Origin of the sequence: Pseudoalteromonas sp. MM17-2 (assembly GCF_022347945.1) — a bacterium.
Lineage (GTDB): Bacteria > Pseudomonadota > Gammaproteobacteria > Enterobacterales > Alteromonadaceae > Pseudoalteromonas > Pseudoalteromonas ruthenica.
In genome coordinates this window covers 84,146-95,468 of the sequence record NZ_JAKRFV010000015.1, presented here as the reverse complement: position 1 = coordinate 95,468, position 11,323 = coordinate 84,146, and the positions used below count along the sequence as shown (strand labels likewise).

Annotated in this window: 9 protein-coding genes; 4 read left to right on the top strand and 5 right to left on the bottom strand. The window is 48.6% G+C overall.

What is annotated here, in order from left to right:
- Positions 1–113: 113 nt before the first annotated feature.
- Both MHM93_RS13020 and MHM93_RS13015 read right to left on the bottom strand, forming a co-directional pair.
- The gene (locus tag MHM93_RS13020) at positions 114–1,652 is read right to left on the bottom strand and encodes a carboxypeptidase (protein WP_138588445.1); all 1,539 of its coding nucleotides are present in this window, start codon (positions 1,650–1,652) and stop codon (positions 114–116) included.
- A 60-nt stretch (positions 1,653–1,712) separates the two neighbouring features.
- Positions 1,713–2,591 carry an SDR family oxidoreductase gene (locus tag MHM93_RS13015; RefSeq protein ID WP_239449384.1) on the bottom strand — a complete coding sequence of 293 codons (879 nt, stop codon included), beginning with the start codon at positions 2,589–2,591 and terminating at the stop codon, positions 1,713–1,715.
- A gap of 134 nt (positions 2,592–2,725) precedes the next feature.
- Between MHM93_RS13015 and MHM93_RS13010 the strand changes: the two genes are divergently transcribed.
- The 4 genes from MHM93_RS13010 (at position 2,726) to mrcB (ending at position 8,226) form a co-directional block, all read left to right on the top strand.
- The gene (locus tag MHM93_RS13010; RefSeq protein WP_045980492.1) at positions 2,726–3,967 is read left to right on the top strand and encodes a response regulator; all 1,242 of its coding nucleotides are present in this window, start codon (positions 2,726–2,728) and stop codon (positions 3,965–3,967) included.
- A 181-nt stretch (positions 3,968–4,148) separates the two neighbouring features.
- Positions 4,149–4,487: a P-II family nitrogen regulator gene (locus MHM93_RS13005; RefSeq protein WP_022944590.1), complete on the top strand. Its 339-nt coding sequence runs from the start codon at positions 4,149–4,151 to the stop codon at positions 4,485–4,487.
- Positions 4,488–4,498: 11 nt separating this feature from the next.
- On the top strand, positions 4,499–5,728 hold the full coding sequence (locus tag MHM93_RS13000; protein ID WP_022944589.1) for an ammonium transporter: 1,230 nt from the start codon (positions 4,499–4,501) through the stop codon (positions 5,726–5,728).
- Positions 5,729–6,015: 287 nt separating this feature from the next.
- Positions 6,016–8,226: a penicillin-binding protein 1B gene (gene mrcB / locus MHM93_RS12995; RefSeq protein ID WP_239449383.1), complete on the top strand. Its 2,211-nt coding sequence runs from the start codon at positions 6,016–6,018 to the stop codon at positions 8,224–8,226.
- A gap of 86 nt (positions 8,227–8,312) precedes the next feature.
- On the opposite strand, the gene hemL is transcribed toward mrcB, so the two are convergent.
- The 3 genes from hemL to MHM93_RS12980 all read right to left on the bottom strand — a co-directional run bounded on the left by hemL (position 8,313) and on the right by MHM93_RS12980 (position 11,313).
- Entirely contained in the window at positions 8,313–9,593 is a 1,281-nt protein-coding gene (hemL, locus tag MHM93_RS12990; RefSeq protein ID WP_239449382.1) for a glutamate-1-semialdehyde 2,1-aminomutase, read from the bottom strand.
- A 142-nt stretch (positions 9,594–9,735) separates the two neighbouring features.
- On the bottom strand, positions 9,736–10,752 hold the full coding sequence (locus tag MHM93_RS12985; protein ID WP_045980495.1) for an aspartate carbamoyltransferase: 1,017 nt from the start codon (positions 10,750–10,752) through the stop codon (positions 9,736–9,738).
- A 126-nt stretch (positions 10,753–10,878) separates the two neighbouring features.
- Positions 10,879–11,313 (bottom strand): CopD family protein, encoded by a 435-nt coding sequence (locus MHM93_RS12980; RefSeq protein ID WP_022944584.1) that lies wholly within the window; start codon positions 11,311–11,313, stop codon positions 10,879–10,881.
- Positions 11,314–11,323: the final 10 nt, after the last annotated feature.

Sequence of the window (11,323 nt, the reverse complement as noted above, 5' to 3'; positions counted from 1 at the left end):
AAGAGACGCCCACACCTGGCTCTAAAATACAAAACGCCCGATGAAGTACATCAGGCGTTTTAATCAAAATAAGTGTCAACTTATTTCAGGACTAGTCACAGTAAGTACCCAGCTTAGTATTTAGCCGCTGCTCCTTGTTCTGGCAGAGCGTTCAAAATAAACTCGCGCAAATCGTTGTTTGAGCTTTCTAAATCAGCTCGGCGTAAATACATCATATGGCCACTGCGGTAACCTTTAAAGCTCAAGCGCTCTTTCATTTTACCGCTTGGGTCTAGCTGCCACATCGTGTACTTGGCATCAAAATAGTTGGTCGCACCATCGTAGTAGCCTGATTGGATTAGCACATTGAGGTAGGGGTTTTGTGCCATCGCCAAGCGTAGGTTTTCACCGGTGTTGTTATTGCTACGGTCCCAAGGGTGCACCGAGCCAAACATGTTGTATTTCACATCGGTTTTGTAATTTAGCTCTTCACTAAGGTAGTAGTTGATAGCGGGTGTGAACGAGTGCAACCAAGAAGTCAGTTCCGCCCAGTAATCTGGACGCTCGCCAGTATCACGTTTATCAATACCTAAATAACGCGAGTCCAAACGTCCTACTGTTTGCCCGCGCTCACGCAATAGCTCTTTCCAAAAAGACATGGTGGGCACATCGAGGTTGTTGCGCTCAATATAGGTTTCAGAGACGCCTGCATAGCGGGCCATTTGTGCAACGATGCGACGTTTTTCATCGTCAGAGATAAAGCCCCCTTTGGCCAATGCTGGGATCAGCTCATTGACAGTGAAAGTTTCTACTTCGCTTAAAAACGGCTCGAGGTCCATGTTTTGGTACTGCTCATCTAGCGCCTTATGATACCACGCTGTGGCAGCGAAGTAGGGCAGGCGATTAGCGGCTTCCACCGGGCCTTCACGTTTGATACCGATCTCCGTGGGCGATACCAGCACCACACCGTTGAGGTACATCCATTGGCTGTTTTGTAACTCTAACGCCAAACCGGACACCCGGGTCGTGCCATAGCTTTCACCAATTAGGAATTTGGGCGAGCGCCAGCGATTGTGACGGTGTACAAAGGTATTGAGCCACTCAGCTAAATATTGAATATCGGCGTTAACGCCAAAGAACATGTCCTTTTGCTTGTCGCGGCTAGGCATTTTGCCATCAGCGTCCGGCAATACACGAGAGTACCCGGTATTGACCGGGTTCACATAGACAATATCCGCTACATCCAGTACAGAGTAGGGGTTTTCTTTAACACCGTAGGGTTGGACTGGGTAACCCTCGTCATCAATTTTTAATACCTTGGGACCGGTATAAGCTAGGTGCATCCAAACCGATGCCGAGCCAGGCCCACCATTGAATGAAATAAGCAGCGGACGCTGGGTGTCATCATCAACACCATCACGCTTATAGTAGGTGTAGTGCAGTGTGGCCACAGCATGGCCTTGGTCGTCCCACACCGGCTGTGTGCCCGTCTCGGCGGTGTACGATAAGCGATCGCCATTGATGCGCGCTTTGTGCTCGGTAATAACTTTACTATCGATATCAATTTGGCGGCTGTGCTGCGAGGCGTCGTGCTGATCGACCTCGGCAACAGCCAGTGGCGAAAGTGCCACTGCTAGAGTTAGGCTCAATGCCTTTAATTGTGTTGCGAACATGATTCACCCTTAGTTCCTGTAGTTTTCTCCATTAAAGGAGTTCAAAGTGACAAGTACAAGTTAATGCGACAAGTGGGGAGCAATCACTGTGGCGATACGAGCACTAAAATCACTATCAATGGTCAGCCCCATCGGCGCCAGTCGGGTATCTCGCAATTGACAATCCTTGGGCCGTGGTGCAGCGTTGCTATCCACACTGGCAGCACTGAGACTATTAGGGTCAATATGTAATAGCGGTGCCATGGCTTGGGCCATTGTCAGCTTAGTGAGCTTTTCGCTGGCACTGATATGGAATATACCGCTTAGGTCGTTGTTCATCATGTACAGCGCATTACTGATCACATCAGCAATATCGTTAACATCTGTTGGCAAGCGCTGCGCCTCATCATCAAACTGCCGTTGTCCGGCTTTTAGTTGTGCCGCAATGGTGGTCACAGCCGATTCTTTTAAATGAGAAACTTCACCGTAAAGTACCGGGATACGAACGATGGCTGCATCGGGGTAGTTTGCTTGTAATAGTGTTTCACTGCGCGCTTTGGATTCACCATAGAGATTCAGTGGGTTGACGGCAGCGCCTTCTTCATAGGGCGGGTGCTGGCCATCAAATACGTAATCAGTACTAATAAAGATGAGTCGGCATTGGTACTCGGTGCATAACTGGGCGATATGTTCGGTAACCTCGCAGTTCAGTTGTATGCTACGTTGCGGGTCGGTATCAAATTGGTCTGGGTTGCGCTCAGCGGCTGCATGAATAAACACCTCGGGGCGATGCTTTGAAAAAAGCGCGGACAATACCTCGGCATCGGTCAGGTCGACTTTAACAAGTGGTGGCTGAGCACGGGAAAAACCTAACCCAATCACTTGGTGATGTGGCGCAAGACGCTGATAAAGCGCACGGCCGAGTAACCCGGTTGCACCGGATAGCATGATAGTAGACATAATAAAAACGAAGGTCATCTATTGGTGGAACTCACCCTAGCGACACAAGTTTATAAAGTCAAAGATGTCCTTTAATGCCAAAGTGTGGTTAAATTTGGTCCGCTTAATGAAAGATATTCACCTTGGAGTTGGCGATGGCCCGAGTATTGATTGTTGAAGATAGTAAAGTTGTGCAGCAAGTATTGCGCCATTTGCTAACGCAAAAATTTGCCCGTGAATTTATTAAGCACGTTGATTTTGCTTGGAATTATGAGCAAGCCCAAGAGCTACTTGAGCAGCACACATATGATTTGGCATTGGTTGACATGACCTTGCCAGACTGTGCCAGTGGCGATGCTGCACGCCTTACGATTGAACATAATGTCGCTTCAGTCATTTTAACCTCGAGTATGGACGAGTCTCAGCGCCAACAGATGCTGGAACTCGGCGTGGTTGATTATGTTATTAAAGATAACCGTGACTCCTACCTTTATGCCGTGCGTCTATTAACGCAGCTACTGCGTAATAAAGGTCTACCCGTGCTGGTGGCTGATGATTCGCAATTAAGCCGACAAGTACTTAAGCAGTTACTACAACGTCAGCTTTATCATGTTATTGAGGCTGAAGACGGTGAACAAGCGCTGGCCATATTGCGTGAAGACACCAGTATCAAGCTGCTGCTATGTGATTATGCTATGCCGAAAATGGACGGCTTCGAATTAGTACGAGCGGTGCGTAACCACCGAGGCCGTGATGATCTGGCCATTATTGGTATTTCCGGCGCGGGCAACAATGGTTTATCGGCTAAGTTTATCAAATACGGCGCCAATGACTTTCTGACCAAGCCGTTCATGAATGAAGAATTTCATTGTCGCGTGCTGCAAACGGTAGAGCAGCTGCATTTAATCGAACAAATTAAAGCCACGGCAGAGCGTGATTACCTCACCGGCATGTTTAATCGTCGCTATTTACAAGAGCATGGTCGGCGCTTATTTGCAAAAGATAAGCACGCTGTCACGGTGGCGCTTATCGACGCCGATAACTTCAAACAGATCAACGACCAGTATGGTCACCAAGCCGGAGACAGCGCGCTTCGACAGCTTGCTCAGCGACTACAGCAGCACCTTGATGAGCACATTGTTGCGCGTTTTGGTGGCGAAGAGTTCGCCGTGTTGGCACATTGTCACGACAGTGCACAATTGCAGCAGCAGCTGGAAAATGTAAACGACTCGCTGCGCGATGAGCCAATTGAACTGGCTGATAGCACGCATACACTGAGTGTCAGTATTGGCTTAGCAGCGATGAATCATCATGACTTTGATGCCTGCTTAAGTGCTGCTGATAAAGCCCTTTATCGCGCTAAGGCGCAAGGTAAATGTCAGCTGGTGTGTGAATAACATCATCGCTGTGATGAGTTAACGCACAACTTTGGTCAGAGCGACTGATAAACGCACCACAATGGTGCGTTTTTTTATGCCTAGATAAGTTAATATGCTGTTAAATAAAGGGAATTTAAACTGGCATAAAGGTTGGATTGGTCCTTAGACAATAATAATGAATATTGCCTAAGGGGGCCGTATGAAAATGATCAGCGCCATCATCAAGCCATTCAAACTTGATGAAGTACGCGAAGCCTTGGCGGAGCTGGGTATAGAGGGGATGACTGTGGTTGATGTTAAAGGCTTTGGCCGGCAACGCGGACACACCGAACTCTATCGCGGCGCCGAATACCAGGTGGACTTTATTCCCAAAATTAAAATCGAAATCGCAACCTTAAGCGACAACGTCGACAGAGTGGTTGAACTCATCACCCAAGTGGCCTCCACTGGCAAAATTGGCGACGGTAAGATTTTCGTTTATGACCTTGACCAAATTGTGCGCATCCGTACGGGTGAGCTCGACGAAGAAGCGATTTAAGGGGAGCCATCATGGAAAATACGGTTGTAGAATTACAGTTTTCACTCAATACCTTTTACTTTTTAATCTCCGGGGTGCTGGTGATGTGGATGGCAGCAGGCTTTGCTATGCTCGAAGCAGGGCTCGTGCGCTCTAAAAACACCACCGAGATCCTGACGAAAAACATCGCTTTGTATGCTATCGCTTGCACCATGTACTTGCTGATTGGGTATAACATCATGTACGTGGATAACGCTGAAGGCGGCTTTATACCTAGCTTTGGAGCCTTGATAGGCACCCAAGCCAGTGATGCCGATCATGCGCTAGAGTCTGACTTTTTCTTCCAAGTTGTCTTTGTTGCCACCGCCATGTCGATTGTCTCTGGCGCTGTCGCAGAGCGTATGAAGCTGTGGGCGTTCTTAATCTTCTGTGTTGCTCTCACTGGGGTGCTATACCCACTTGAAGGCTACTGGACATGGGGTGGAGGCTTTTTATCGGAAATGGGCTTTATTGATTTTGCCGGCTCAGGCATTGTGCACGGCGCAGGTGCATCAGCAGCGCTGGCCGGTGTGTTACTGCTCGGTGCGCGCCGAGGTAAATACGGTAAAAACGGTGAAATTTACCCCATTCCTGGTTCTAACTTGCCACTGGCAACACTGGGCACCTTTATTTTGTGGATGGGCTGGTTTGGTTTCAATGGCGGCTCGCAGTTATTTATTAGCGATGCTGAGAATGCCACCGCAGTGGGTAAAATCATGCTCAACACCAATGCTGCCGCAGCAGCCGGTGCCGTGGCTTCCTTACTTGTGTGTAAAACTTATTGGGGTAAAGCCGATTTAACGATGGTATTAAATGGTGCTCTTGCTGGACTAGTGGTGATCACCGCCGAGCCGGCGTCACCTTCACCCTTGTTGGCTATTCTGCTTGGCGCGATAGGGGGCATTGCCGTTGTCTTTAGCATTGTCGCTTTGGATAAGGCGCGCATTGATGACCCGGTGGGTGCTATCTCGGTGCATGGGGTGTGCGGTGCTATTGGCTTAATGTTAGTGCCCTTGTCTAATGCTGACGCCAGTTATGCTACGCAGTTAATTGGTTTATTGTGTATCTTTGGCTTTATGTTCGTAGCGTCATTTATTGTTTGGGCGATTTTGAAGAAAACCATCGGCATCCGTGTCGGCGAGGAAGAAGAGCTCAACGGTATGGACCAGCACGATTGCGGTATTGATGCTTATCCGGAGTTCGTGTCTGTACGTTCTAGTTAAGCTCACCCGTTCTCATAGAACGCCAGCCCCAGTGCTGGCGTTTTTTATGCTTATTTGCTGCTGCATAAGTCAGTCACAGTTAAGTTTTACCACGCTAGAGTTCACTCGCACCCTGCTTGGCATGCTCGTGGGCGGTTAATTTCAATCACGAGTATGCTAAGCTTCTCAACAATTTCACCCTAGCTAGCATTTGCACATACATGGCGTCGAAAAAATCTCCCAGCAAAAAGAAGTCCAATTCCAAAAAAGCAGCCTCTAAGCAGCCATCATCAACCTTTAAGCGGGTTATGAAGCGGTTATTTTCCATTGCCTGGAAGCTGGCTTTAGTCACATTCATTAGTGTGGCTTTGTACATGATTTATCTCGATGCCAAGGTAACCAGACAGTTTGAGGGCAATAAGTGGCAGTTACCTGCGCAGGTATACGCGCGGGCGATGAACTTTTATCCTGGGCAATACCTATCTCTTGAGGAAGTAGAGTGGGAGCTGCAACGGCTAAACTACACGCAAGTGACTAAGCTTGCTCATACTGGGCAATATGAGCAAAGTCGAACTCGGCTACGCATTTATCGTCGTGCTTTTGAGTTTGCCGATGGCGCAGAGCAAGCACATATTATTGAGCTGCGTTTCAAAGGTGACCGCTTAGCCAGCGTACAAAATAATATAGGCCAGCGCTTAGAGCGTGCGCGACTGGAGCCGGTGCAAATCGCTCGTATCGGTAATGACAAAACCCAAGACCGTGAATTTTTGCCCTTAGATAAGTTCCCATCATTATTAAAAGAGACCTTGCTGGTGGTGGAGGATCAGGACTTTTATCAGCATCACGGCGTCTCGCTTTGGTCAATTATGCGCGCTTTGTATGCCAATATTCGAGCTGGGCGCACGGTACAAGGCGGCAGTACGTTAACACAGCAGCTTGCGAAGAACTTTTATTTATCGCGAGAGCGCACTTTAGTCCGCAAGATCAACGAGGCGTTAATCGCGCTGATCTTGGATTACCGCTATTCCAAAGATGCCATACTCGAGGCCTACCTTAATGAGGTTTACCTAGGTCAGTCATACACTAAAGGCGTGCATGGTATGGGGCTGGCATCGGAGTTTTACTTTTCCAAGCCCGTTGATGAGCTGGAGTTTGATCAAATTGCGCTACTGGTCGCCTTGGTGAAGGGGCCGTCGTACTATAATCCGCGACGCTATGAAGAGCGCGCCATGGAACGACGCGACTTAGTACTGCGGTTAATGGCCGAAAATGGTTTGCTAACAACCAACGAATATCGTCGGGCCCTAAAGCGGCCTCTGGATATCGTGGCGATGCGCCGTGATATCAATAAAACCTACCCAGGCTATTTAGAACTGGTTAATCGCGAGCTCAAAGAGTTACTTCCCAATAAAGCCACATTGGATGCTGGAGTGCGGGTATTTACCTACCTTGATTTACAAAAGCAAGAAGCGATGGAAGCGTCAATTGAAAAGTCGCTCCCCTATTTAGAACGACGTCCGAAAACACAGCAGCTGGAAGCGGCGATGCTGTCAGTTAATCGTGAAGTAGGGGGCGTATCTGCCTTGGTTGCTGGACGCGATGTCCGTTATTCCGGTTTTAACCGGGTACTGGATACTAAGCGGAATATCGGCTCTTTGGTGAAACCTGCGGTGTATTTAACAGCCTTGCAGTTACCACAATATAACTTAGGGACTTTGTTGGATGACAGACCACTGGAGGTGACTGACGAGCAGGGTGAGGTTTGGCAACCTGACAACTTCGATCATCAACACCGAGGGATGTTGCCTTTATACCGTGCCTTTAGCCAAAGTATTAATATTCCAGCGGTCAATTTGGGGCTAGACGTGGGTGTCGACAAGGTTGCCAATACTTTACAGGGGTTGGGTGTGCAGTCGCGTATCAATCAATATCCATCGCTGCTGTTGGGGGCATTGGAGCTGTCGAGCTTTGAAGTGGCGCAAATGTACACCACATTGGCGAATGATGGCGCTTATGGCCAGCTAAGTAGTATTTCGGCATTGACTGATAACAGTGGCCGGGTGCTGTATCGCCATCAGTTTTCCCCGCAGCAACGTTTTGCTAAAGATGCGATGTACATGACCAAATATGGTATGAAACGGGTGACTAAAGATGGCACGGGTAAGCGTTTAAATAAACACTTCCCAACGATTCAATTGGCTGGCAAAACAGGCACCAGTAACAACTTACGTGATAGCTGGTACGCTGGGTTTGACCAAAGTACCGTCACTGTGGCTTGGGTGGGCCGAGATGACAACCAAAGTACCGGATTAACCGGTTCGGTGGGGGCATTGGAACTCTATATTCGTTATCTGCGTCAGCTCAACCCTCAATCTATCGCTGATACTCGTCCTGAAGGTATTCGTTGGGCTTTCGTTAACGAGGCCACCGGTGAGCAAGCGCCTCCTGGTTGTGGCAAGGTTATCCAGCTCCCGGTGCGCGAGCGCGAGTTTAATCCACGCCCTCCGTGTCGCCAGTAACGGCCGTTAATAGATATGCATTAAAAAGCCGCCTCAAGGGCGGCTTTTTGTCAGCTAATGAGCCATGGGTTTATGGCTTCACCGCCTTATAGCTTTGCAAATGCACGCTCAGCGGCGGCAATCGTTGCTGCTATTTGCTCATCGCCATGAGCGGCGCATACAAACCCAGCCTCAAACGCTGATGGAGCGAGGTACACCCCCTCTTCTAGCATTAGGTGGAAAAAGCGCTTAAAACGTTCAAGGTCACATTCGGTAGCTTGCTGGTAGCTGCTTACCTGCTCGGCGTCGGTAAAGAAAAAGCCAAACATACCGCCTGCATAGTTAGTTGTTAGGGCGATCCCTGCTTTGTCAGCGGCCGCTTGGAAACCGCTACACAGCGCCTTACTCTTCGCTTCCAGCTGCTCATGTAAACCTGGCTCTCTGAGCAGCTGCAAGGCTTTTAAGCCAGCTGCCATGGCGATGGGGTTCCCGGAGAGAGTACCGGCTTGATAAACAGGCCCAACTGGCGCGATATAGTCCATGATTGCTTGTTTACCGCCAAAAGCGCCCACCGGCATGCCGCCGCCGATCACTTTACCTAAACAGGTCAGGTCAGGGGTAATGTTGTAATAAGCTTGAGCACCGCCTAGTGCAACGCGAAATCCGGTCATCACTTCATCGAAGATCAGCACACTGCCGTGTTCATCGCAAATTTCACGCAGGCCCTCTAAAAAGCCAGGTTGCGGTGGAATGCAATTCATATTGCCAGCCACCGGCTCGATAATAATACAGGCGATGTCTTGTGGATATTCGGCAAAAATAGCCTTCACTTCGTCAAGGTTATTGAACGAAACAGTGAGGGTGTGTTTGGCAAAATCTTCTGGGATCCCTGGCGAGTTTGGCACACCCATGGTTAATGCCCCAGAGCCTGCTTTAACCAGCAAAGAGTCAGCATGCCCGTGATAGCAGCCTTCAAACTTTAGAATTTTATCGCGACCGGTGTAACCACGCGCCAAACGAATCGCGCTCATGGTGGCTTCTGTACCAGAGTTAACCATGCGCACCGAATCAATGGAAGGCACTAACTCTTTTACCTTCTCAGCCATATCAATTTCGGCTTCGGTAGGTGCGCCATAGCTCAAGCCGCGCTCTACCGCTTGATGTACTGCTTGTTTAATTTCAGGGTGGTTGTGGCCTAAAATCATCGGTCCCCAAGAGCCCACATAGTCGATGTATTTTTTGCCATCGGCATCATAGGTGTATGCACCTTCGGCATGAGTGATAAACAATGGCGTACCACCTACACCATTGAAAGCACGTACGGGAGAATTAACGCCACCGGGAATAGAGGCTTGGGCGCGGGAATATAAGTCTTGGCTTTTGCTCATAATGCTTCCTATAAATTCGGGTCAGTTGACCTTTTAAGTGTGTAGCAGCTCACTTGGCATGTTTACGAATCTGAGCCTGTGTAAGTTTAACTGCGTATCCAGACGGGGCAGGGCCCCTCAGCGATATGCATACACGTCGGTTTTAGTCTTCACGTTTACGGCTGAACCACGGTACTGTGGTTTCATACTTTTCTACTTGGTTCTCGACCCCAAGGGTTAATGCAAACAGCGCCATACGAATTAACACACCATTTTGAACTTGGCGGAAAATCGCTAAATTATCATTGGCATTTAAATCATTATCTAATTCATTGGCATCGCTGCGACTATCACGTGGCAACGGGTGCATCAGCACTGAACTGGGCTTGCAATGGGCGTTGTAGATGGACTGGGAAATACGAAAACCACCACGGTATTTATTGGCTTCTTCTTGGCTTGGAAAGCGCTCTTCTTGAATGCGAGTTTGGTAGACAATATCAGCGGCCAGATTACCTTCCATTTTATCGGCAAGGACAATACGGTGGCCGGCATCGCTGACGCTGTCTAGAATGGTTTGTGGCATTTGCAAGCCATCCGGGGCAACCATGGTAAAGCGCACGTCTTTATAATGACATAGCAACTTGGATAACGAATGCACGGTACGACCATATTTTAGGTCGCCGACTAGAGCGATATGCATGCCATCAATTTTTTGGCCAAAGCGGTTTAACTCGCGGTCGATGGTTAACAAGTCGAGTAGTGCTTGAGTGGGATGCTCGTTGGGGCCATCACCGCCATTAAGTACAGGGACGCTACAGCCGGTGGCAAACTCGGCTACGGAGCCGGCATCGGGGTGGCGCATAGCGACAGCATCGGCATAAGCAGAAATGACGCGTGCGGTATCGTAGAGGGATTCCCCTTTGGCCAACGCGGAGCTTTGCATGCCTGTTGTCTCGCGCACTAATCCGCCTAGCAAGTTAAAGGCGGTGCCAAAGCTGACCCGTGTACGGGTGCTAGGCTCAAAAAATAGATTCGCAAGAATCGCCCCTTCGAGCACTTTTGTGCGTTTTTGTTTTTTGGCATAAGGTTCCATCCGTTTAGCCACTGCAAATATATGCTCGATACTTTCTCTATCAAGTTGATTTACAGACAGAATGTTTTCACCTAAGAAGCGTAGCATGGAGGTCTTCCCAAACAATAAAGTGAGACAGTATGAGGGTACGTTGGGCCTAACACCGCCATCGAGTGTAAGCCGCAAGTACGCCACCGCGTTTGGAGGCGCACTATAGCAGATTTTTTCTAATTTTTAGAGTGCCGGCTTTAATACTGCCAAAAAGATGATTGCCAGCAGTACTAACACGGGAAGTTCATTGAAAATACGATAAAACCGGTCACTACGGGTGTTTTTGTCGTGTTTAAAATCACTTAATAGTTTAAAACAGTAGCCATGATAGGCGTACAAAATAAGCACTAAAGTGAGTTTGTAGTGCAGCCACATGCTAGCGCGAAACCACTCGCGGCCATACTCGACGATCATCAGTACCCCAAACACCGCAGTTAAAATCGCAAACGGGGTAACGAACAGGAGTAACCGGCGCTCCATAACTTTTAGCATAGAACTGCATGATTTCTCTTCGTTGAGCGCGTGATAAACAAACAAGCGTGGTAAATAAAAAATACCAGCGAACCAGGCAACCATGAAAAATAGGTGTAGAGCTTTATATACCAAAATCAGTGACATTGTACTTCCC

Bases quoted from the DNA above. Each gene is read 5' to 3' on its own strand.
- MHM93_RS13010 (WP_045980492.1), top strand. From the start codon at position 2,726: ATGGCCCGAGTATTGATTGTTGAAGATAGTAAAGTTGTGCAGCAAGTA.
- MHM93_RS13020 (WP_138588445.1), bottom strand. From the start codon at position 1,652: ATGTTCGCAACACAATTAAAGGCATTGAGCCTAACTCTAGCAGTGGCA.
- MHM93_RS12985 (WP_045980495.1), bottom strand. From the start codon at position 10,752: ATGCTACGCTTCTTAGGTGAAAACATTCTGTCTGTAAATCAACTTGAT.
- MHM93_RS13015 (WP_239449384.1), bottom strand. From the start codon at position 2,591: ATGTCTACTATCATGCTATCCGGTGCAACCGGGTTACTCGGCCGTGCG.
- mrcB (WP_239449383.1), top strand. From the start codon at position 6,016: ATGAAGCGGTTATTTTCCATTGCCTGGAAGCTGGCTTTAGTCACATTC.
- MHM93_RS13000 (WP_022944589.1), top strand. From the start codon at position 4,499: ATGGAAAATACGGTTGTAGAATTACAGTTTTCACTCAATACCTTTTAC.
- MHM93_RS13005 (WP_022944590.1), top strand. From the start codon at position 4,149: ATGAAAATGATCAGCGCCATCATCAAGCCATTCAAACTTGATGAAGTA.
- hemL (WP_239449382.1), bottom strand. From the start codon at position 9,593: ATGAGCAAAAGCCAAGACTTATATTCCCGCGCCCAAGCCTCTATTCCC.
- MHM93_RS12980 (WP_022944584.1), bottom strand. From the start codon at position 11,313: ATGTCACTGATTTTGGTATATAAAGCTCTACACCTATTTTTCATGGTT.